This window comes from Gluconacetobacter asukensis, from assembly GCF_014174375.1.
GTDB lineage: Bacteria > Pseudomonadota > Alphaproteobacteria > Acetobacterales > Acetobacteraceae > Gluconacetobacter > Gluconacetobacter asukensis.
This window is the reverse complement of record NZ_JABEQE010000005.1, coordinates 93,592-114,181: the sequence shown is the minus strand read 5'-3', so window position 1 is coordinate 114,181 and position 20,590 is coordinate 93,592. Positions and strand designations below refer to the sequence as shown.

Sequence of the window (20,590 nt, the reverse complement as noted above, 5' to 3'; positions counted from 1 at the left end):
TCCTCGGAGGAACGATGTCGGCAGTCCAGTCTTCTACGGCATTCGGTCCATATCAGGCGCTGGATGACGCGACCATCCGGGCCCGGACCGATGCCTATTTCAACCGGACGCGCGACATCGTCACCCGCTTCGGCGACCAGCGGGTGACATATGCCCTGTTCGTCCGCCGGCCGGTCCTGTCCGCGACGCGGCTGATGACCGAGTGGCTGGACAATGTGGCGCGCGCGCGGGGGATCGCCCTGACGCACGAGGTGATGTTTCCCGAGGGGGCGTGGGTCGGGGCGGGGGAGCCGCTGGTCTATATCACCGGCTCGTTCGCCGCGCTGGCCGACCTGGAGACGCTGCTGCTGCAGAAGCTGGGGCCGCCCTGCGTGGCGGCGCTGAATGCCTACCAGATGGCGATGGCGCTGCCGAAGGTGCGTTTTCTGGCCATGGAGGCCCGGCACTGCGCGGGCTTCGAGATGCAGGAACAGATGGCCTATGCCGCCTCGGTCGGCAGTCTGGCGGCCCGGAGCGAGGGGGCGCTGGGGTTCGTCGGCGGGGCCAACGATGCCACGGCGGGCTTTTTCGGCCAGTCGGCCGGGCTGGGCACCATGCCCCATGCCCTGATCGGCTATGCGGGATCGACCCTGCGTGCGGCCGAGATGTTCCATGAGGCGTTTCCCGAGTCCGACCTTGTGGTCCTGACGGATTATTTCGGGCGGGAGATCACGGACGGGCTGGCGGTGTGCCGCGCCTTTCCCGAGCTGGCGGCGGCGGGGCGGCTGGCGGTGCGGCTGGATACCCATGGCGGGCGGTTCTTGGAGGGGCTGGACCCGCAATCCTCCTACGCCGCGCTGGAGCGCAACACGCCGGGCACCATCCGGCGCTACCGGTCCGAGACCGAATTGCGCAATCTGGTGGGGACCGGCGTTTCGGCCGCCGCGATCTGGCGCATGCGCGAGGCGCTGGACGAGGCTGGGTTCCCCCGGGTGCGCATCATCGTCTCGTCGGGCTTCAACGTCGAGAAATGCCTGGCGATGGCCGATGCGCATGCGCCGATCGACGTTGTCGGCACCGGGTCCTTCATTCCCGATCGCTGGTCGGAGACCTATGCCACCGCCGACATCGTGTCGTATGACGGCGAACCGCGCGTGAAGATCGGCCGTGAGTTCCTGCTGCGCCGCGCGGGTGCCCGGGCTGTTGCCGGCACTTGATCCCACTCTCCCGCCGGGGCATGCCCGTGCGGGCATCATCACAGGGAATTCCGCATTTGACCGATACTCCCCCCATTTCCGATTCCACGGCGGACGAGTCGGGCTGGCGCGTCCGGATTCTGGATCTGTCGGGCGGCGCCGAGGATGGAATCGTCGAGGATGTCGGCGGCTTCGTCGATCTGTCCCATGCCAATGCCTTCGCGCGGGCCTATGTGCGCGACAGTATCGAGCGTTGCCGCGTGCCCGGTGCCTCGCCGCGCGAGGTGCTGCAATCCTGGCTGTCGTTCGGTGAGGATGCCGAGATCCTGGATGTGGGCGACGAGGGCTGGCGCTCGGCGAACGAGCTGGACGATTTTACCGCCAATTCGGCCACGCCGATGGAGCGGGACTGGCGGGCGCTCGATCCGCGCCGGCTGGTCGAGGATGACGAAGACGCCGACGACGAATAAGGGATGGGTGGCGGCGGCGTTCCGGCTGGTCTTTCCGGCGCGCCCGACGCATATAGGCGGCATGAAACTCCGCTTCGCGCCCAGCCCGACGGGCCTGATCCATGTCGGCAACGCCCGTCAGGCGATTGCCAACGCCCTGTATGCGCGCCGCCATGGCGCCACGTTCCAGTTGCGCATCGACGATACCGACCGCGAGCGTTCGCGCGAGGAGTATGCCGATGCGCTGCGCACCGACCTGACATGGTTGGGCATCAACTGGGATGAGACGTTTCGCCAGTCGGACCGGCTGGACCGCTATGCGGCGGCGATCGAGACCCTGAAGGATACGGGGCGGCTGTATCCGTGCTTCGAGAGCGAACAGGAACTGGCTGCCAAGCGCGAGGCGCGCATCCGCATGCGCAAGCCCCCGGTCTATGACCGCGCGATGCTGCGCATGACGGCCGAGCAGCGCGCCCAGGCCGAGGCGAACGGCAAGGTGCCGTACTGGCGCTTCCGCCTGTCCGACGGGATGGTGGCGTGGGACGACCTGGTCATGGGCCGGTCGCAGGTCAAGCTGCCTTCCATTTCCGACCCGGTGCTGGTCCGAGCTGACGGCACGGTGCTGTATACGCTGGCATCGGTGGTGGACGATCTGGAAACCGGCGTGACGCACATCCTGCGTGGCGAGGACCATCTGACCAATACCGGCGTGCAGATCGACATCGCCGAGGCGCTGGGCGCTCGGCCGGGCCGCTTCACCTTCGCGCATCTGCCGCTGCTGCTGGACGAGGCGGGGGGCAAGCTGTCCAAGCGCTTCGACGGGCTGTCGCTGCGTGCCCTGCGGCAGGATGGGATCGATCCCGGTGCCGTCGTGTCCTATCTGGCGCGGCTGGGCAGTTCGGACGATCCGGCGCCGCTGTCCTTCGAGGAACTGGCGGCCAGCTATGACGTGCGGCGCGTTTCGCGCTCGGCCGCGCGGTTCGACATGCGGCAGTTGCTGGCGCTGAACCGCAAGGTCATGCATCAGAAGCCGTTTGGCGAGATGCGCGACCTGTTGCCCGAGGGCGCGACCGAGGCGTTCTGGCTGGCCGTGCGCGGCAATGTCGATCTGCTGTCGGAACTGCGCCACTGGTGGGATGTGGTTGCCGGCACGATTGTCCCGCCGGTGCAGGACGAGGAGGGCGCGTATCTGCTGCAGGCCCTGTCGCTGCTGCCGGACGATCCGTGGGATTCCGAGACCTGGAAGACATGGACCGGTGCGATCCGGGCTGCAAGTGGCCGTAGCGGCAAGGCGCTGTTCCACCCGCTGCGCGTGGCCCTGACCGGCGAGGAGAAGGGGCCGGAGATGCGTGACCTGTTGCCGCTGATGGGCCATGCGCGGGTGGCGGAGCGGCTGCGGATCGCGGCGCGGTAATGGCAGTCGGGGGGCTGGCGCCGATCCGTTCAATTACGGAATTCTCGGCGCCCCTCGGGGCCGGAACGCGCGACGCAGCAACAGCAGGCTTATCAATGCCTGGATAATGATCGAGACGTTCGAGAGCCGCCACAGGTCGTGGAGCGTTGCCTGCGGCCAACGAGCGAACAGGAGAGTGGGCAGGACGAAGGTGGCGAGGCGACTGGCGCTGGCGGCGAATGCTGGGCCGGTGTTGCCGAAACCCTGAAATATCGCCGAGCAGCTATAGACCAGCCCCATTGCGACGAAATTCCAGGACACGATACGAAGATATTCTGAAGCCACGGCGACGACGGCCGATTTGCGCGTGAAGACCAGAACCAGCAGCTCCGGATTGAGCTGGCATAACAGCGTCAGCGCCAGCATGATCCCGCTGCTGATCAGCACAGCGGTGTGGAATGTTGCGCGAACGCGATCCGCCCGGCCCGCACCGTGATTTTGTCCGGCGATCGGAGCGGCGGCGAAAGCCACGGCCATCGCCGGCAGGAAGATCGACTGCATTATGCGCGAACCGATGCCGAATCCCGCTTGCGCGTCGGGTCCGAAGCGACGTAGCGCCCAATAGATCACGCCCGAGATCACGAACATCAGCAGGAACTCACCGGATGAGGGCAGGCCGATCGCCGCAATCCGCCGCCATGCCGCGAACCGAGGCGCCGCCACTTTCATCCGAAGCGTCATCTCAAGCCTGCCGAAAAGGACGATCAGGATTATCGTGCCGATGATCGTTGCAATTGAAGTCGCCAAGCCAGCGCCCGCGGTGCCGAGCGGATGATTCGTGCCCCATCCCGCGATCAGGACGGGAGCGAGTGCGATGTTGAGGAATACGGTTGCGGACTGAAGCAGCATCGGTGCCGCGACGATGCCGCTCGCCCTCAACACCGACCCTAGTGCGGCAGTTGGGAACATCAACGCCAACGAGGGTAGGGAAGCGAACAGATACGCGCGTGCCGCCATTCTAGTGGCATCGTCGGCCGACAGTACGGCCATGAACCGACCACCCGCAAGATAGCCGATCAGAAGCGTTGCGACGGCGGCGGTAAGCGCCATGCTCATGGCCTGCTCGAACACGGTCTGAGCCTCGGCTGCGTCCTTGCCGCCGATCGCGCGCGAGATCAGAGACAGTGCGCCCACCGACACGGCCTGGCTCAGGGCCATGACGAAGAGCAGCACGCTCCCACCCGTCGCCACTCCCGCAACTGCCTGCCCTCCGAGTTGTGCCACGAAGTAGAGATCGACAACCAGATACATGGTCTGGACGACCAGGCCGAAACCGATGAAGCCTGCCATGCCGGCAAGAAGCCGAGGAATGGAGCCTTGCGTCAGATCACGCATGTCGACAAACCTTCGTCCTGCAAGGCCCATCCCCGTGCCGACAGCCAATTGTCAGCCTGGGGATGAAAGAGGAGGTCGAGACGCATCGGGTGAACGTCCATCGGGAGAGGTTCGCTGCGCAGATCGCCGTTTGATCTGCCAAACTCATATGCGCATAGCCTGGAGCTGGTCCTGCCATCGTTCTTGACGTTTCTTGAGCGCGACATTTCGGACATAGCCGGGATCGTCATCCTCAAGTCGTTCGACGATATCGAAGGTAAAGGCGTCACTGCCGTGGATGGTCCACGCCTCCTGAAGCGTTTGGTGGGTATTGGACCCATGCCTGAGAGTGAACCAGAGCCGGTTCTGAATAGTGGAAAGATCGGGCGCGCTGCCCACCCACACCTGACCGGTCACAGAGCAGCGGACGGCGTAGATGCCAGCCTCGACCTTTCGTTCTTTGTACGCGGCTATTGCCGCCTTTCGCTCTTTTCCCTTCATCCGCGCCATCCTCGCTTTGAAAGCGTTGTTAGCGCAGCGTGAAGATGGAGACAATATCACCCGGGTATATTGACTTATTTTTACCCATTATTAAAATCAGGATATGTCGGAATATCTCTCAATCCCCTGTACCGCCTTCGATGGCACCCGGCAGCTCGCCAGTGGAGCGCTGATCGACGTGGCACTTGCGGTCAGGGCCGCCGCTACGGCCGGGACGCATGGTCCCATCCTGACGTTTGACGATGCATCGGGCGCTGTAATCGATTTCGATCTTCGGGGGAGCACTGCGGAGATTGTCGCACGGCTGACCCGCCAGGGCGGAGGTGGATTACCTGAATCCGGAACGCACGATCGGCCTGACGGCGCGACGTTCGCGCGATCGCGCGGGCGCCCGAAATTGGGCGTGGTCGCCCGCGAGGTGACGCTTCTTCCTCGCCATTGGGAGTGGCTTGGAACACAAGCTGGAGGGGCCTCTCAGGCATTGCGTCGTCTCATCGACGATGCGCGCCGTGCCGATGGCGGACGAAACCGGGATAGGGTTGCCCGCGAGCGGGCGTATCGTTTCTTGTCGGCGTTGGCCGGCGATCTTCCCGGGTTCGAAGAAGTGATACGCGCCTTGTTTTCAGGAGACGGCGATACCTTCGCCGACCGTATGGGCGTATGGCCAGCCGACGTGAGGGCTTATGCCTTGAAGCTCGCGCAGGCGAACCTCGGCGGAGCCGATCTTCCGGAAGATGGCAAAACATAAGCAGGGAGGCAGGAGGCATCGAAGCAGGCCATTGTCCTGTCCCCTGTCCTATCCCCGGCCGGTCGCCCGTGCTTTGCGCCCGCGGGCCAGTTCCGTCACCACGCCGTGCAGGGTGCGGAGTTCCTGTTCCGTGACTTCGCCGCGGGTGAAGAAATGGCGCAGGTTGCGGACCATGCCGGGGCGTTTCTGCTCGTTGCGCAGGAAGCCGCATTCGTCGAGCTGGCCGACCAGGTTGCGCATGAAATTGTCCAGTTCGCCCTTGGTGGCGACGTGGGTTTCATTGGTCATCAGCGTGCGCGGCGGGGTGGCATCTTCGGCCATCCACCATTCATAGGCCATGATCATGACCGCCTGCGCCAGGTTCAGCGACATGAAGGCCGGGTTCAGCGGGTAGCGGATCAGGGCGTCGGCGCGGGCCATGTCCTCGTTGTCCAGCCCCGCGCGCTCGGGGCCGAACATCAGGCCGGTGCGCAGGCCGCGGCTGGTCATCTGCCGCAGTTCGGCAGCACCCCCACGGGCGGTCAGCACCGTCTTGACGATATGGCGCGGGCGGGGGCAGGTGGCGAAGACGTGGTGCAGGTCGGCCACTGCGTCATCGACGGTTTCATGCACCGTCGCGGCTTCCAGAATCCGGTCGGCGCCGGAGGCCGCGCGCCAGGCGCGTTCCAGTGGCCAGCCGTCGCGCGGGGCGACCAGGCGCAGGTGGAACAGGCCGCCATTGGCCATGGCGCGCGCCGTGGTGCCGATATTCTCGGCCATCTGCGGGCGCACCAGGATCACGACCGGGCTGTTGCCGATCGGGCCGATATCGGCCCCGCCGTCACGGCCGGTCATGCGCGCCTCCAGATGGTGCCGGTTGGGCCGTCTTCCAGCAGGATGCCGCGTGCCGCGAGGTCGTCGCGGATGGCGTCGGCGCGGGCGAAATCGCGGGATTTGCGGGCGGCGAGGCGCTCGGCGATCAGGGTGTCGATCTCGGCCTCGTCGACGCCGGCGCCGGCGCGGAACCAGGCATCGGACGACTGGCCCAGCAGGCCCAGAAGGCGACCGGAGGCGCGCAGGCCGCGTGCGGCGGCGTGGTCGCCGGCCAGGGCGCGGTCGGCGAGGGCATGCATCTCGGCCAGGGCGCGCGGCGTGTTGAGGTCGTCGCACATTGCGGTCAGAATCTCGGCCGGGACGGGATCGGCCGCGTCGGGCGGCGGCAGGTCGCCGATGGCGCGATAGAAGCGGTTCAGTGTCTGTTTCGCCTCGTCCAGCCCGGTGCGGGTGAAGTTCAGCACCGACCGGTATTGCGCGTGCAGCAGCAGCAGGCGCAGGGCCTCGGCGGGCGTGTCGGACAGCACGTCGCGGATGGTCAGGAAGTTGCCCAGGGATTTGGACATCTTCTCGCCATTCACCAGCAGCATCGCGTTATGCACCCAGTGGTTGGCGAAGCGGCTGTGCGGGAAGCAGCACTGGCTCTGTGCCCGCTCGTTCTCATGGTGGGGGAACAGCAGGTCGCTGCCGCCGCCATGGATGTCGAAGCTCTCGCCCAGATAGCGGTGCGACATGGCCGAGCATTCGATATGCCAGCCCGGCCGGCCCCGGCCCCAGGGGCTTTCCCAGCCCGGCAGGCCGGGTGCCGACGGCTTCCAGAGCACGAAATCGCCGGCGTCGCGCTTGTAGGGCGCGACCTCGACCCGGGCGCCGGCCAGCAGATCGTCGGGCGAGCGGCCGGACAGTTTGCCGTAATCGGGGAAGTGCGCGACGGCGAACAGGACGTGGCCCTGGGCCTCGTAGGCGTGGCCGCTGGCGATCAGGCGCTCGATCAGCGTGATCATTTCGCCGATATGATGGGTGGCGCGCGGCTCCACATCCGGCGGCAGGACGCCGACGGCGGCGAGATCGTCGTGGAAATCGCGGATCGTGCGGGCGGTCAGGCTGTCGATCGTCTCGCCGTTCGCGTGGGCGCGGGCGTTGATCTTGTCGTCGACGTCCGTGATGTTGCGGACATAGGTGACGCGCGGATACAGGTGCCGCAGCAGGCGCACCAGGATATCGGCGGTGATCATGGCCCGCAGATTGCCGATATGCGCCAGGTCGTAGACCGTTGGGCCGCAATAATAGACCCGTACATTCCCCGGAGCGAGGGGCGCGAAGGGAACCGTCGTGCGGCTGCTGCTGTCGTGCAGGGTCAGTTGCGGCATGGAATCGGGCATGATGGCGCCTAGATGCGACAGGGACGGGGCGGACGCAACACCCTTATGTGTGGCGGCGGCCGAATAGAGGGATGCGGCGTGTCGCATCTGGCCTTTCCGGGGCCGATCTGCTCTGGATGCGGCCATGTTGGACCCAGCCTTGCCCCAATCGGAACTTCGTCTTCTGCTGCGTGTCGCGGCCCCCATCGCGCTGGCGCAGATAGCGCAGATGGCCATGGGGGTGACCGACAGCGTGCTGCTGGGCGGGCTGGGGGCGGATGCGCTGGCCATCGGCGGCCTGTCCACGACGCTGTTCTTTACCGTCCTTGCGGTGTTGCAGGCGATGCTGGGGGCGGGCGGGGTGCTGATCGCCCAGGCACGGGGGCGGGGAGACCGGGAACGGATTGCCCCGATCCATGCCATGCTGCTGGTGATAGCGCTGCTGCTGTGCCTGCCGTGCCTGGCGATCCTGCATCAGGCGGGGGCGCTGCTGCGGCTGATGCATCAGCCCGAATCCTTTGTCGGGCCGGTTTCGTCCTTTACCCATACCCTGATGTGGGGTGTTCCCCCTGCGCTGATCGGGACTGGGGTGGTGGAGGTGGTGCTGCCGGCGCTGGATGCGCAGATCATCCTGCTGCGGGTGATGCCGGTGGTGGCCGTGGTGAATGGCGTGCTGAATGCGGCGCTGATCCATGGATGGTTCGGCCTGCCGGCGATGGGGCTGCGCGGGTCGGCGCTGGCCACGGCGCTGACCATGTGGGGCAGTGCGCTGGTGCTGCTGGCGATGGTGCATTCCCGGCCGCATCTGCGCCTGCTGCTGTGGCCGTTGCTGCCGCGTGTGGCCGACATGGCGGCGCTGTTGCGGCTGGGGCTGCCGATGTTCGCGGCGACGGGGGCAGAGATCATGCTGTTCGAGGTTACCGGATTGCAGGCGGCGACGCTGGGGCCGCATGCGCTGGCGGCGTTCCAGATCGTGCTGAGCGTGACCGCGACCACCTACATGGTGACCATGGCGCTGGGGCAGGCTGCCAATGTGCGGGTGGCCTACTGGACCGGGGCGGCGCGGCCCGAGCGGGTGCGCCGTGCGGCGCGGGTGGCGGTTGGGACCGCGATTACCGGCATGGGGATGGTGGGTTGCCTGATCTATCTGTTCCGTGCGCCGATCGTGGGCTTCTATCTGGACCCGTCGGTGCCGGCCAATGCGGACAGCGTGCGTATCGCCATGGCGGCGCTACTGCTGGCGGCGATTTTTCAGGTGGCCGATGGAGCGCAGGCGGTGCTGGTCGGTGTGCTGCGCGGGCGTGGGGATGCCATGGTGCCGATGGTGCTGGCCATTGCCGGCTATTGGGGTGTCGGCTTCCCATTGGCCAACTGGCTGGCCTTCCGGTGCGGGCTGGGCGTGATAGGGCTATGGGGCGGTATCGCGACGGCGCTGGTGGTCGTGGCGCTGCTGCTGGCGGCGCGGGCCGTGTATGCGCTCGGCCGGGGCCGGCGGGCGGCAGGGATGCCGCCCGAGGCAGAGATCAGCGGGATTCCACGCCGATCTGCTTGATGTCGTGGAAGGTCAGGTCCGGGTTCATTTCGGCCGTGCGGCGCATCATGAAGGCCGAGCCGGCGAGGAAGACCGGGTCGCCGTCCAAATCGTCCGCCATCGCCGACCGGTTGGCCATGGCGAAGAGTTCCAGCTTCGCCTTGTCGCCCACCACCCAGCGCGCGAGATTGTAGGGGGTGGATTCGAAGCCGATCGTCACCCCGTATTCCCCGGCCAGGCGCGCCTGAAGCACGTCGAGCTGGAGCGTGCCGACCACGCCGACGATCGGCGGCGCGCCGTCCTGCGGGCGGAAGAGCTGCACCACGCCTTCCTCGGCCAGTTCGGTCAGGGCCTGACGCAGTTTCTTGGCCTTCATCGCGTCGTCCAGCCGGACGCGGCGCAGGATTTCCGGGGCGAAATGCGGCACGCCGGTAAAGCGCAGATCCTCGCCTGCGGTCAGCGTGTCGCCGATGCGCAATGTGCCGTGGTTGGGGATGCCCACCACGTCGCCGGCGAAGGCTTCCTCGGCCAGTTGACGGTCGCGGGCGAAGAAGAATTGCGGCGTGTGCAGGGCGAACTGCTTGCCGGTGCGGGTGTGCTTGAGCCGCATGCCGCGTTCCAGCCGGCCCGAGCAGATCCGCGCGAAGGCCATGCGGTCGCGATGGTTGGGGTCCATGTTGGCCTGGATCTTGAAGACGAGGGCGGTCAGGCCTGTTTCGTCCGCGCGGACGGTGCGGGTTTCGGTCGCCTGGTCGCGCGGCGGCGGGCCGAAGGCCACCAGCGCGTCCAGCAGGTCGGTCACGCCGATTTCCTTCATCGCGCTGCCGAAGAAGACCGGCGTCAGATGCCCGGCATTGAAGCTTTCGCGGTCGAAGGTCGGCAGGGCGGCCTCGGCCAGTTCCAGCTCTTCGGCCAGTTGCACCATGCGCGGGTCCGACTGCTCCAGCGGGGGCGATACGTGAAGCTGGCGCTCGCGGAGATCGTAGGTGCCGGCGAACTGCGCGGCGCGGCCGACGGGCCAGGTGGCCGGCGCGGTGTCGAGCGCGAGCGCCGACGAGATTTCGTCGAGCAGCGTGAACGGGTCCTGTGCCTCGCGGTCCATCTTGTTGATGAAGGTGACGATCGGGATATCGCGCAGGCGGCAGATCTCGAACAGCTTGCGGGTCCGGTCCTCGATGCCCTTGGCGGCGTCGATCACCATCACGGCGGAGTCCACGGCCGTCAGCGTGCGGTAGGTGTCTTCCGAGAAATCCTCGTGGCCCGGCGTGTCGAGCAGGTTGAAGATGCAGCCGCCATATTCGAACGTCATCACCGAGGTGACGACCGAGATGCCGCGATCACGCTCGATGCCCATCCAGTCCGACCGCGTGCGGCGGCGTTCGCCCTTGGCCCGCACATTGCCCGCCATCTGGATCGCGCCGCCCGCCCGCAGGATGCGTTCGGTCAGCGTGGTCTTGCCCGCGTCGGGATGCGAGATGATGGCGAAGGTGCGCCGCCGGGCGATTTCGCGGGCGATGGTCGGGGCGAGTTCGGAAGAGGGCTCGGCGTTCACGGCAAAATCCCATGCGGGCTGTGGAATCGGGCAAGGCCGGCGGGCTGTTGCGTCAGCCAATAACTATAATCGGTAAGCCGGGCCGGACAGGCGGTCTGGTGAGCGAGAGTGCCGCGAAGCGGCACGCCCGTCGTGCGTTTCCGAGCATCGGAGCGGAGCGGCCTTTTGGGCCGTGAGCACCGAAGCGCAGGAAACGCGCGTCGGATCGCCGCCAGACCGCCTGTCCGGCCCGGCTTAAAATGCGGACGCCGGGCGTGGGGGTTCCCCCACGCCCGGCGCTGCGGTCGTTGGTCTGGAAGACCGGATCAGCGCGAGTAGAACTCGATGACCAGGTTCGGTTCCATCTGCACCGGGTAGGGAACGTCCGACAGCTTCGGCGCGCGCACGAAGCGGCCCTTCATCTGGCGGTGATCGACTTCCACATATTCCGGCACGTCACGCTCGCCGCTCTGGGCTGCGTCGAGGACGATGGCGAGCTGCTTGGACTTCTCGCGGACCTCGATCACGTCGCCATCACGCACCAGGAAGGACGGGATGTTGACCTTGCGGCCGTTGACCGTGATGTGGCCATGGCTGACGAACTGGCGGGCGGCGAACGGCGTCATCGCGAACTTCAGGCGATAGACGACCGCGTCCAGCCGGCGCTCCAGCAGGTCGATCAGGTTCTCGGAGGTGTCGCCCTTGCGGCGCACGGCCTCGTCATAATACTTGCGGAACTGCTTCTCGCTGATGTTGCCGTAATAGCCCTTCAGCTTCTGCTTCGCCATCAGCTGGACGGAGAAGTCCGACGGCTTCTGCTTGCGGCGCTGGCCGTGCTGGCCGGGGCCGTATTCCCGCTTGTTGACCGGCGACTTCGCGCGGCCCCACAGGTTGACGCCAAGGCGGCGGTTGATTTTGTACTTGCTCTCAAGGCGCTTGCTCATCGCGCGCGGTCTTTCATAGTCGACGGGCAGCATCATGGCCCGAAGGCCGGCTGCCGCCCTGTATTGCACCGGTAGGCCCTGTTCCGCATGAACAGGGCGGGCGCGAACCGCATTACCGGTGCCGGGGAGCAATCACCCGATCAGGCACCGGCCGGTCCGTCCACGTTCCCGGCAGTGGGGCTGGCCTATAGGCGGTTCGGCCCCGGCCTGTCAACCGGATGGGCGGCGGCGTGGATGCCGGCCATGCGCGGACCGGGCGGGCGAAAAAAGCCGGTGCCGCGGGGCGGGAAGTCCGTATACTCCGGAATATCTTCTGTTTCTGGCATCGAGGAGAGGTCATGGCCACCCCGTTCACGCAGCGCTGGGGACTGTTTGTCCTGCTGGGCCTGCTGTCCATCGCGCTGGGCATCGTCGCCTGGATCGATGCGATTTCCGTCACCCTGGCCAGCACCGTCATTATCGGCATCGTGCTGGTGATCGCGGGTGGGGCGCAACTGTTCCATGCCTTCGCGGTGCGCGACTGGGGCGGCTTTGTCCTGTCGCTGCTGGGCGGCGCGCTCTATGTCCTCGGCGGCTTCGCGCTGATGTACGAACCCGTCACCGGTTCGATCGTGCTGACCCTGTTCATCGCCGCCTGCCTGATTGTGTCGGGGACCATGCGCATGCTGATCGCGGCGCGGCACCGCGAGCTGAATGGCTGGTGGATCATCCTGGGCGCCGGGCTGATCAGCCTGCTGGTCGGCGTGTGCCTGTATCTGACGCTGCCCTGGTCGGGATTGTGGCTGATCGGCACCTTCATTGCGGTGGAGCTGATCGCCGCCGGCGTGGGCTGGATCCAGTTCGGCCTCGGGCTGCGTCAGGCGAACGCGCTGACCGGTCCCTGAAAAGAGCCGGTCCACGGGGACGGAAACGGGGGGCCTGGCCCCCCGTTTTCATGTACGGGGCAGACCGAGGCGGGTGCGCAGTTCCGGTGCCGTCAGATTGGCCTCGAACCCGTTGGAGCCGGGCTGGAACAGGCGCGCGGTTGCCAGCGGGCCGACCGCGACCGGGTCGAACCCGGCCTCGGCAATCAGGGCGCCCACGGTGCGCATGGACGCCGGATCGTCACCGGCATAGGGAATGCCGAGCAGCGGCGGCGTGCGATGGGCCTCGGCCTGGATGGTCGACATGTCCTCGGAATTGAAGGCGCGGACGACATGGGCACCGGGAAAGAGGGATTGGGTGACGACGCCCGCACCCTGCTGCCTGGCCGTGCGGGCAATGTCGCCGTCGCGCCAGGGGTAGGGGTTGCAGGCGTCGATTACGATCTTGCCCGCCAGTAATCCATGCAGGCTGGCCCCGAGACCGGGCAGGGCGCCGTAGGGGACGGCCAGCAGGACGACATCGCCGAACCGGGCGGCATCCTGCGGCGTGCCGGCCTGGGCGTTTGACCCCAGCACCTCGGCCGCCGAGCGGGCCGAGCCGATATCGCTGGCCGAGAGCATGACCGGATGGCCGGCGCGCAGCCACAGGCCGGCCAGGGTGCTGCCGACATGGCCGGCCCCGATGGTGCCGATCCGCAAGGGTTGCGCCGCCAGGGCAAGGCGGGCTGGGAGCAGGGCGCAGAGGCCGGCGAGGAGCGTGCGACGGCGCATGGGGTGGTTCATGCCTGGTGCCAGAGGGCGGTCAGTGGGCCGCCGGCGCCTTTTGCCGGGTCGCTGGCGGGGAAGGGGACGTGGTTCATCTGTGCAAGTTCCTCGGCTGACAGCGCGCCGCGGCGCAGGTCGAAATGCTGGTCGGGCGGATAGGCGCCGACGACCAGGAAATCGTCATCCGACCCCAGGTTGCGATGGCCGGTGCCGGCGGGCAGCAGCACGACGTCACCGGCGCGGACATCGACGACCCGGCCGCCGGGGCCGCCCAGCATCAGGCGCGCCGAACCCGAGGCGACGCCCAGCACCTCGTGCGCCGTGGAATGGAAATGGTGGAAATCATAGACGCCCCAGCGCCATTGGGGCGGCCAGCCATTGGCCGTGAACAGATCCTCGAACGCCGAAGCCGGGTCGTGGGCCGGCAGTGCCAGCGCGTTGCGGTAATAGAGTACCGGCAGATGGTCGTTGTTGGGCACCCAGTCGTTGCGCGGCAGCATGAAGGACTCGACGTCATGATCTGCGGCGCCGGCGGCGCAAATGTCGGTCCCGGCCAGCGACAGGCCGATTCCGGCGAGGAAGGTCTGGAAAGCGCGTCGCGAGACGGTCATGTCCGGTATCCTCCAGCGGCGGTTGGAGGCACCAGTATGTCCCGTCCCCGAAACGGGCGAACAGTGAAAAGCAGTTTATGAACCGCTCGCGGCCGGCTGCACCATGTTCAGCGCAAGGGTAGCGGAATGTGGTTGACGGTCAGGATGCCGCCCGCCCATTCGACGTCCCATGACGTATCGGCGGCATCGGTGTGATGCCCGACCAGGTTGGCCATGATCAGGGCGGCGGCCGGGCGGGTCTGGCCGGCGGCGCGCAGGGTCTCGATCAGTTCGGGCAGGTTGCGCATGCTCATGTGCCCGCTGGCCGAAGCCGCGTCGGGGCTGCCGGTCAGTTCCGCCGAACCGGCGCCTTCCAACTGCATGTCGCCACGGCGGGCGCGTAATGTCCGGATTGTGACCGGTACCGCCACGCTACGGGCCGGCCGGCCGGCTGTGGCGGCCAGCAGGGGGCCGAGCGCCTGTGCCGGGATGGAGAAATCCGACTGCGCGTCCTGGGGCAACAGCGATGCCAGCACGGTGTCGCCGGTCATGCCGGCGCCGCCCAGGTCCAGCGAAACTGCGATGGGCTGCGCGCCGCTGCCGCCGGACAGATGCAGGTGCAGGGCGCCGAAGCGGATCTGCTTCGCGCCGGTCTGGGCGACCGGCGACGACCAGGAAATATCGTAAACTTGCCCAGTCTGCAGCCCTGCCAGGATCGGCTGGAGCGCCGCGAGGAAATAATCCGCCGTGCAGCTGGCACCATGGTGATTGACCAGCGCGCCCAGCAGCACCACCGATGCCGCGTCCAGAATATCGCGCATGTCGCGCGCGCTGCCGCCGGCGCCGCTGACCGTGACCGATGCGGCATGCAGCGACGGGGCGCCCGCGCCGGGTGAGAAACGCAGGATATAATTGCGGGCCGTGGCCTCGGTCGGTGAGGCCGACAGGCTGCCGGCCCCGCCGACGGCACAGGCCGGCGGCAGGGGGGCGGCGTGAGCGCCGGAACAACTCATCGCCAGAACGGCGCCGAAGAGAGCCGGCAGAACGGGAATGCGCATGGTCATCGACTTGCCCCGGGAATTGCGATCTTATACCGCCCTTCCTTGGCACGGGATCGTGACCGAGGCGAGGCAGGCTGCGATGTTTCGGCAGACATCGGGCCGGTCCATGGTGCGCGCGCCAGTGCGTCTTCACTCCACCGCCAGCGGAATGTTTCCGATGCTCAAGCCCGATCCGTTTCTGATCAGCCTTATCTGTACCGTCATCATCGCCACCATCCTGCCCTGTCACGGCGCTGCCGTGCCGATCTTCCAGGATCTGGCGATCGCGGTCATTGCCGTGATGTTCTTCATGCAGGGGGCGCGCCTGTCGCGCCAGGCCGTGATGGGCGGCATCGTGAACTGGCGGCTGCATCTGGCCATCCTGCTGTGCACCTTCGCGCTGTTTCCGCTGCTGGGCCTGGGCCTGCATGCGCTGTTTCCCAACATGCTACATCCGTCGGTCTGGCTGGGCATTCTGTTCCTGTGCTGCCTGCCGTCGACCGTGCAGTCCTCGATCGCGTTTACCTCGATCGCGCGCGGCAATGTGCCGGCTGCCGTCTGTGCGGCGACCACGTCCAATATCCTGGGCATCTTCATCACGCCGATCCTGACCGGGCTGGTGTTGGAGCGCCATGGCGCGGCATCGGGCTCGGGGGGTGTCGTGGCCATCATGCTGCAATTGCTGCTGCCGTTCGTACTGGGGCAGGTGTTGCAGCCGTGGCTGGGTAAATGGGCGCATCGCAACAAGCGCCTGCTGTCCATGACCGACCGGGGGTCGATCCTGATCGTGGTCTATACCGCGTTCAGCGAGGCCGTGGTCCAGGGGCTGTGGCACAAGATGCCGCTCTCGCAGATCGGGCTGATCCTGCTGGCGGACAGTATCCTGCTGGCCTGTGTGCTGCTGGTCACCACATTCGGCAGCCGCGCCCTTGGCTTCCCACGGGAGGACGAAGTCGCGATCGTGTTCTGCGGTTCCAAGAAGACCCTGGCCTCTGGCGTGCCGATGGCGAACGTGCTGTTTCCGCCCGCCACCGTCGGCCTGGTGGTGCTGCCGCTGATGATCTTTCACCAGGTCCAGCTCTTTGTCTGCGCGGTGCTGGCCCGGCGCTATGCTACCGCGTGGGAGCGCCGGCAAGACGAGCCCGAGGCGCTGCCCAAGGCGTCCTGACGCCGCGTCAGGACGCCAGGAACGCGGTCAGCGCGTCCAGAAGTGCCTGGGGCTGTTCCTCGGGGATATAATAGCCGCACGCGATTTCGGCCTGGTTGAGCGGGCCGGTCGCGTAAGGCCGCCACAGATCGGCGGGGTTGTACCAGCCGCCCAGCCGCCCGTCGCGCGACCAGACCACCAGCAGCGGACAGGCGATGCGCAAATCCCCGGGATAGGGGGGGATGCGATGATGGCCGTTCGCCCCCGGGGTCTCGCCCGCCGGCATGGTTTCCAGATAGTCGGCCACCGCCGAGCGGCTGAACGGTGCCACGGAATGCGGTGCCGGGCGGGTCCATTCCTCGGGCACCGCCATCGTGGCCGATTCGGGCTTGGGATGAAGCTGGGCGAACCAGCAACTGCTGTAGCGCGACAGTTCGAAGGCCAGATCGGCGCGCCCCTGATGGCCCGGCGAGGGGATGCATTCGATCTCGGCCAGATGGGTCACCCGCTCCGGCGCCAGCCAGGCGGCATAGGCGGCGATATGGCCGCCCGTGCCATGCCCCGCCACGGCCAGGTGCTCGTGCCCCAGATCCGATGCCAGGCGCAGCAATTCCTCTGCCTGGCGCCGGAAATCCAGGTCGCGCGGCAGGTCCGGACACAGCACGGTGTGGGTGCGGGCCAGGTCGGGCGCGATGGCATGCCAGGCTGCGTGGCTTTGCATCTGGCCATGCAGCAGGACCAGCAGCTTGCCTTGCCCCCCAAGCCTGGCCCGGCGCGGGCTGTCGCCCCACGCCACTTCCGTCAATTCGAGTTTGCCGAAGAACATGCAGGTTCCATTGAAGACTTGATGCGCCCGATGGCACATATAGGCACGCATCGAATTATTGGACAGACGCGCGCGACTGGCCAGCCCGCCGATCGCCGATAAAAGGAAACGGACGCGCCCATGACCGGCCTGGACCCCGACAATTGGGACGATCTGCGTCGTCTCGGCCACCGGATGATCGACGACATGGTCGACCGGCTGGCGACCCTGCGGGGTGGCCCTGTCTGGCGCCCGATGCCCGATACGGTCCGCGATGCACTGCATGATACCCTGCCGTCGGGCCCGACGTCGCCTGATATTCTCTACGAGCGGTTTCAGGCGCTGATCGCGCCCTATGCCACCGGCAACACCCATCCGGGTTTCATGGGCTGGGTCCATGGCGGCGGCACCGGGGTCGGCATGCTGGCTGAATTGCTGGCCGGCGGCCTGAACGCCAATTGCGGCGGCCGCGACCATGCGCCGGTCGAAATCGAGCGCGCGGTGATCGGCTGGGCGGCGCGGATCATGGGGTTTCCCGACGATGCGACCGGGCTGCTGGTCACCGGATCGTCGATGGCGAACATGATCGCGGTCGTGACTGCCAGCCGGGCGGCGCGCGACGGGCTGGCGCTGCGCCGGCAAGGTGTGGGGGGACGAAAGCTGGTCGGTTACGCTGCGGCGACCGCCCATGGCTGTATTGCCCGCGCGTTCGACCTGACAGGGCTGGGAACGGATGCGTTGCGCGTGCTGCCGGTGGATTCAGAACATCGCATGGATCTGGCGGCGTTGCGGGCGGCCATTGCGGCGGATCGCACGGCGGGGCTGGAGCCGTTTATCGTCATCGGCACGGCTGGCACCGTTGATACCGGTGCGATCGACGATCTGGACACGATTGCGGAGATCGCGGCGGGAGAGGGGCTCTGGTTCCATGTCGATGGGGCGTTCGGCGCGTTGGCCATGCTGTCGCCGACGCGCCGTCCGGCCCTGCTTGGGCTGGAGCGGGCGGACAGTGTGGCGTTCGATTTCCATAAATGGGCGCAGGTTCCCTATGACGCGGGTTGCATCCTGGTCCGCACGCCGGGGCGGCAGGCGGCGGCATTCGCGCAGTCCCTGGCCTATCTGTCGCGCGAGGATCGGGGGCTGGCCGGCAATGCGCCCTGGTTCTGCGATCTGGGGCCGGACCTCTCACGCGGTTTTCGCGCGCTCAAGGTCTGGATGACGCTGGGCACCTACGGCACCGACCGGATGGGCCTGATGGTCGATGAATGCTGTGCCGTGGCGCAGCATCTGGCGCGGCGCGTGGACCGGGAGCCACTGCTGGAGCGTCTGGCGCCGGTGGGGCTGAATATCGTGTGCTTCCGCGTGTGTGTGCCGGGTGTGGATCTGGACTGGCTGAACGGCGAGCTGGTGAAGGATCTGCACGAATCGGGTGTCGCCGCGCCATCCACCACCATGGTGGACGGCGTGCGCGCGATTCGGGCGGCCATCGTCAACCACCGCACGGTGGCGGCGGATGTCGATGCCATGGTTGACGCGCTGCTGCGGCTGCTGGCGGACCGGCTGGAAACATTGGCAAAATAAGAGCCTGGCTGGAATGCGCGTCGGATCGCCGCCGGCGCGCATTCCAGCCAGGCTCAGCCGCGCTTTTCAGGCGCGGCGGCGGGTGGGTGTGGCGGCCCGTTCGTCGAACAGGTCGGAGAGTTCCTGCATCATCGTGCCGCCCAGTTCCTCGGCGTCGGAAATCGTGACCGCGCGGCGGTAATAGCGCGTCACGTCGTGACCGATGCCGATGGCTACCAGTTCGACGCCGCTGCGATTTTCGATCTGGCCGATGACCTGGCGCAGATGCGTCTCCAGATAGGAGCCGGGATTGACCGACAGCGTGCTGTCATCGACCGGGGCGCCGTCGGAAATCACCATCAGGATCTTCCGGCTTTCGTGGCGCGTTTGCAGGCGCCGCCATGCCCAGAGCAGGGCTTCGCCGTCGATATTTTCCTTCAGCAGGCCCTCGCGCAGCATCAGGCCCAGATTCTTGCGCGCCCGGCGCCATGGCATGTCGGCCGATTTGTAGATGATATGCCGCAGATCGTTCAGGCGGCCGGGATTGGGGGGCTTGCCCTGTGCCACCCAGCGCTCGCGGCTCTGTCCGCCTTTCCAGGCCCGGGTGGTGAAGCCCAGCACCTCGACCTTCACCGCGCAGCGTTCCAGCGTACGGGCCAGGATGTCGCCGCACATCGCGGCCACCGAGATGGGACGGCCGCGCATCGAGCCCGAATTGTCGATCAGCAGCGTCACCACCGTATCGCGGAAATCGGTGTCGCGTTCGTGCTTGTAGGACAGCGACAAGGTGGGATTGACCACGATCCGCGACAGGCGGCCGGCATCGAGGATGCCTTCCTCCAGGTCGAATTCCCAAGCGCGGGTCTGCTGGGCCAGCAGGCGGCGCTGCATGCGGTTGGCCAGGCGCGACACCACGCCCTGGAGGCTCAGCAATTGCTGGTCGAGCTGCTGGCGCAGGCGCGTCAGTTCCTCGGGGTCGCACAGATTCTCGGCCGCGATCTCTTCGTCGAATTGCGTCGTGAAGGCGTGGTAGACGTTCGCGGGGTCCTCTGCCGTCTGGTTGTCGGCGCCACGCGGGCCGCCGGCTTCCTCCGACCCGGCGGCCTCGCCGGGTTCGGCATCGTCGGCATCCTCGTCGCCCATGCCGGTGCCTTGCGCCAGCTGGGGTTGCAGGCCGGATTCGTCCTCTTGCAGTCCGGACGCATCCTCCTGCTTCTGCGGCTGCTGATCCTCGGGCGATTCGGAGGGCTGGTCTTCGGATTCGTCGGACGAGGCGCTGTCGCTGCCCTCCGCATCTTCCTCGATTTCGGCTTCGCTCTCGATCAGTTCGCAGGCCACCAGCAGGCGGCGCGCCGCCCGGGCGAAGGCCCGCTGGTCGTCCTGGGTGGCCGCCATGTCCTTCAATGCGCGCTGGGCGGAAGGTCCCAGATGCTCGCGCCATTTGTCGGCGATTGCGCGCATGGAGTCGGGCACCGGTTCGCCGGTCAGTGTCTCGCGCGCCAGCAGCGACAGGGCGACGGGTAGCGGTATCTGCTCGCGCCGTTCGGCACGGTCATAGCCGGAATCGTGATATTCGCGTTCGATCTTATGTTTCAGGTTGGCGGCGACGCCGGCCATGTGGCGGGCGCCCACGCTTTCCACGCGGGCCTGTTCCAGAGCCTCGTAGGCTGCGCGGGCATCGGCCGGTTCGGGCCGGGTGGCTGCGTGCAGCGCGGCATCGTGATGGCGCAGCCGCAGGGCCGCCGCGTCGGCAGCACCCCGGACGCGGTCGATATCGGCTTCCTGCAGGTTCGCGCCCGGCTGGGGCAGGCGTACATGCTCGCCGCTGACGGCGGCGGCGGCGGGAATCGGGCCGCTCTGGAAGATCACGTCGGCGTTCGCGCGGCCGCCCAGCGCGCGCAGCACGCCTACGGTCGCGCGCTTGAACGCGTCCGTCCGTTCGGCGGCGGCCTGGCGGGCGGACAGGATGTCGTTCTTACGTTCGCGCATGGCGGCGCCGG

Annotated in this window: 19 protein-coding genes; 8 read left to right on the top strand and 11 right to left on the bottom strand. The window is 67.1% G+C overall.

Annotation, left to right across the window (positions count from 1 at the left end):
- Window positions 1-14 precede the first annotated feature (14 nt).
- The 3 genes from HLH35_RS07690 (at window position 15) to gltX (ending at window position 3,038) form a co-directional block, all read left to right on the top strand.
- Window positions 15-1,196, top strand: coding sequence for a nicotinate phosphoribosyltransferase (locus HLH35_RS07690; protein WP_182978584.1), 1,182 nt, complete (start codon window positions 15-17; stop codon window positions 1,194-1,196).
- Between the two features lie 56 nt (window positions 1,197-1,252).
- On the top strand, window positions 1,253-1,645 hold the full coding sequence (locus HLH35_RS07685; RefSeq protein WP_246384933.1) for a hypothetical protein: 393 nt from the start codon (window positions 1,253-1,255) through the stop codon (window positions 1,643-1,645).
- A 61-nt stretch (window positions 1,646-1,706) separates the two neighbouring features.
- A complete protein-coding gene (gene gltX / locus HLH35_RS07680; protein ID WP_182978702.1) occupies window positions 1,707-3,038 on the top strand; it encodes a glutamate--tRNA ligase in 1,332 nt (443 codons plus the stop codon).
- Between the two features lie 33 nt (window positions 3,039-3,071).
- Here the strand turns inward: gltX and HLH35_RS07675 are convergent, their stop codons facing one another.
- Complete coding sequence (locus HLH35_RS07675; protein WP_182978583.1) at window positions 3,072-4,412, bottom strand: MATE family efflux transporter; 1,341 nt, start codon at window positions 4,410-4,412, stop codon at window positions 3,072-3,074.
- A 144-nt stretch (window positions 4,413-4,556) separates the two neighbouring features.
- The gene (locus HLH35_RS07670; protein ID WP_182978582.1) at window positions 4,557-4,892 is read right to left on the bottom strand and encodes a GIY-YIG nuclease family protein; all 336 of its coding nucleotides are present in this window, start codon (window positions 4,890-4,892) and stop codon (window positions 4,557-4,559) included.
- A 103-nt stretch (window positions 4,893-4,995) separates the two neighbouring features.
- On the opposite strand from HLH35_RS07670, the gene HLH35_RS07665 reads away from it, so the two are divergent.
- Window positions 4,996-5,640 carry a DUF2239 family protein gene (locus HLH35_RS07665; protein WP_182964550.1) on the top strand — a complete coding sequence of 215 codons (645 nt, stop codon included), beginning with the start codon at window positions 4,996-4,998 and terminating at the stop codon, window positions 5,638-5,640.
- Window positions 5,641-5,688: 48 nt separating this feature from the next.
- On the opposite strand, the gene HLH35_RS07660 is transcribed toward HLH35_RS07665, so the two are convergent.
- Together HLH35_RS07660 and cysS are read right to left on the bottom strand one after the other, a co-directional pair.
- The gene (locus HLH35_RS07660; RefSeq protein ID WP_182978581.1) at window positions 5,689-6,474 is read right to left on the bottom strand and encodes an RNA methyltransferase; all 786 of its coding nucleotides are present in this window, start codon (window positions 6,472-6,474) and stop codon (window positions 5,689-5,691) included.
- On the bottom strand, window positions 6,471-7,835 hold the full coding sequence (cysS, locus tag HLH35_RS07655) for a cysteine--tRNA ligase (RefSeq protein ID WP_182978701.1): 1,365 nt from the start codon (window positions 7,833-7,835) through the stop codon (window positions 6,471-6,473). The genes HLH35_RS07660 and cysS overlap by 4 nt, the downstream gene beginning before the upstream one ends.
- Window positions 7,836-7,959: 124 nt before the next feature.
- Between cysS and HLH35_RS07650 the strand changes: the two genes are divergently transcribed.
- Window positions 7,960-9,366, top strand: a complete 1,407-nt coding sequence (locus HLH35_RS07650; protein ID WP_182978580.1) for an MATE family efflux transporter — start codon at window positions 7,960-7,962, stop codon at window positions 9,364-9,366.
- Here the strand turns inward: HLH35_RS07650 and HLH35_RS07645 are convergent.
- Window positions 9,338-10,897 (bottom strand): GTP-binding protein, encoded by a 1,560-nt coding sequence (locus tag HLH35_RS07645; RefSeq protein WP_182978579.1) that lies wholly within the window; start codon window positions 10,895-10,897, stop codon window positions 9,338-9,340. The two genes, HLH35_RS07650 and HLH35_RS07645, sit on opposite strands and share 29 nt — an antisense overlap.
- 305 nt (window positions 10,898-11,202) lie before the next feature.
- On the bottom strand, window positions 11,203-11,820 hold the full coding sequence (rpsD, locus tag HLH35_RS07640; RefSeq protein ID WP_114726960.1) for a 30S ribosomal protein S4: 618 nt from the start codon (window positions 11,818-11,820) through the stop codon (window positions 11,203-11,205).
- A gap of 338 nt (window positions 11,821-12,158) precedes the next feature.
- Here rpsD and HLH35_RS07635 point away from each other — a divergent pair, with 338 nt between their 5' ends.
- The gene (locus HLH35_RS07635) at window positions 12,159-12,704 is read left to right on the top strand and encodes an HdeD family acid-resistance protein (RefSeq protein ID WP_182978578.1); all 546 of its coding nucleotides are present in this window, start codon (window positions 12,159-12,161) and stop codon (window positions 12,702-12,704) included.
- A gap of 48 nt (window positions 12,705-12,752) precedes the next feature.
- Here the strand turns inward: HLH35_RS07635 and HLH35_RS07630 are convergent, their stop codons facing one another.
- From HLH35_RS07630 to HLH35_RS07620, 3 genes are all read right to left on the bottom strand, one after another.
- On the bottom strand, window positions 12,753-13,454 hold the full coding sequence (locus HLH35_RS07630) for an NADPH-dependent F420 reductase (RefSeq protein ID WP_246384932.1): 702 nt from the start codon (window positions 13,452-13,454) through the stop codon (window positions 12,753-12,755).
- 8 nt (window positions 13,455-13,462) lie between these two features.
- Complete coding sequence (locus HLH35_RS07625) at window positions 13,463-14,059, bottom strand: cupin domain-containing protein (RefSeq protein WP_182978576.1); 597 nt, start codon at window positions 14,057-14,059, stop codon at window positions 13,463-13,465.
- A gap of 107 nt (window positions 14,060-14,166) precedes the next feature.
- Complete coding sequence (locus HLH35_RS07620) at window positions 14,167-15,102, bottom strand: hypothetical protein (protein WP_246384931.1); 936 nt, start codon at window positions 15,100-15,102, stop codon at window positions 14,167-14,169.
- Window positions 15,103-15,256: 154 nt separating this feature from the next.
- Between HLH35_RS07620 and HLH35_RS07615 the strand changes: the two genes are divergently transcribed.
- Entirely contained in the window at window positions 15,257-16,246 is a 990-nt protein-coding gene (locus HLH35_RS07615; RefSeq protein WP_182978575.1) for a bile acid:sodium symporter family protein, read from the top strand.
- A gap of 7 nt (window positions 16,247-16,253) precedes the next feature.
- Here the strand turns inward: HLH35_RS07615 and HLH35_RS07610 are convergent, their stop codons facing one another.
- A complete protein-coding gene (locus tag HLH35_RS07610) occupies window positions 16,254-17,051 on the bottom strand; it encodes an alpha/beta fold hydrolase (protein WP_182978574.1) in 798 nt (265 codons plus the stop codon).
- Window positions 17,052-17,171: 120 nt separating this feature from the next.
- Here HLH35_RS07610 and HLH35_RS07605 point away from each other — a divergent pair, with 120 nt between their 5' ends.
- Entirely contained in the window at window positions 17,172-18,611 is a 1,440-nt protein-coding gene (locus HLH35_RS07605) for a pyridoxal phosphate-dependent decarboxylase family protein (protein WP_182978573.1), read from the top strand.
- 66 nt (window positions 18,612-18,677) lie between these two features.
- Here HLH35_RS07605 and cobT read toward each other — a convergent pair whose 3' ends face one another.
- Window positions 18,678-20,579, bottom strand: a complete 1,902-nt coding sequence (cobT, locus tag HLH35_RS07600) for a cobaltochelatase subunit CobT (protein WP_182978572.1) — start codon at window positions 20,577-20,579, stop codon at window positions 18,678-18,680.
- Window positions 20,580-20,590 lie beyond the last annotated feature (11 nt).

Excerpts from the sequence above, each read along its gene's own strand:
- HLH35_RS07690 (WP_182978584.1), top strand. The coding sequence starts at position 15 with ATGTCGGCAGTCCAGTCTTCTACGGCATTCGGTCCATATCAGGCGCTG.
- gltX (WP_182978702.1), top strand. The coding sequence starts at position 1,707 with ATGAAACTCCGCTTCGCGCCCAGCCCGACGGGCCTGATCCATGTCGGC.
- HLH35_RS07675 (WP_182978583.1), bottom strand. The coding sequence starts at position 4,412 with ATGCGTGATCTGACGCAAGGCTCCATTCCTCGGCTTCTTGCCGGCATG.
- HLH35_RS07670 (WP_182978582.1), bottom strand. The coding sequence starts at position 4,892 with ATGAAGGGAAAAGAGCGAAAGGCGGCAATAGCCGCGTACAAAGAACGA.
- HLH35_RS07665 (WP_182964550.1), top strand. The coding sequence starts at position 4,996 with ATGTCGGAATATCTCTCAATCCCCTGTACCGCCTTCGATGGCACCCGG.
- HLH35_RS07660 (WP_182978581.1), bottom strand. The coding sequence starts at position 6,474 with ATGACCGGCCGTGACGGCGGGGCCGATATCGGCCCGATCGGCAACAGC.
- cysS (WP_182978701.1), bottom strand. The coding sequence starts at position 7,835 with ATGCCCGATTCCATGCCGCAACTGACCCTGCACGACAGCAGCAGCCGC.
- HLH35_RS07650 (WP_182978580.1), top strand. The coding sequence starts at position 7,960 with ATGTTGGACCCAGCCTTGCCCCAATCGGAACTTCGTCTTCTGCTGCGT.
- rpsD (WP_114726960.1), bottom strand. The coding sequence starts at position 11,820 with ATGAGCAAGCGCCTTGAGAGCAAGTACAAAATCAACCGCCGCCTTGGC.
- HLH35_RS07635 (WP_182978578.1), top strand. The coding sequence starts at position 12,159 with ATGGCCACCCCGTTCACGCAGCGCTGGGGACTGTTTGTCCTGCTGGGC.
- HLH35_RS07630 (WP_246384932.1), bottom strand. The coding sequence starts at position 13,454 with ATGCGCCGTCGCACGCTCCTCGCCGGCCTCTGCGCCCTGCTCCCAGCC.
- HLH35_RS07625 (WP_182978576.1), bottom strand. The coding sequence starts at position 14,059 with ATGACCGTCTCGCGACGCGCTTTCCAGACCTTCCTCGCCGGAATCGGC.
- HLH35_RS07620 (WP_246384931.1), bottom strand. The coding sequence starts at position 15,102 with ATGACCATGCGCATTCCCGTTCTGCCGGCTCTCTTCGGCGCCGTTCTG.
- HLH35_RS07615 (WP_182978575.1), top strand. The coding sequence starts at position 15,257 with ATGCTCAAGCCCGATCCGTTTCTGATCAGCCTTATCTGTACCGTCATC.
- HLH35_RS07610 (WP_182978574.1), bottom strand. The coding sequence starts at position 17,051 with ATGTTCTTCGGCAAACTCGAATTGACGGAAGTGGCGTGGGGCGACAGC.
- HLH35_RS07605 (WP_182978573.1), top strand. The coding sequence starts at position 17,172 with ATGACCGGCCTGGACCCCGACAATTGGGACGATCTGCGTCGTCTCGGC.
- cobT (WP_182978572.1), bottom strand. The coding sequence starts at position 20,579 with ATGCGCGAACGTAAGAACGACATCCTGTCCGCCCGCCAGGCCGCCGCC.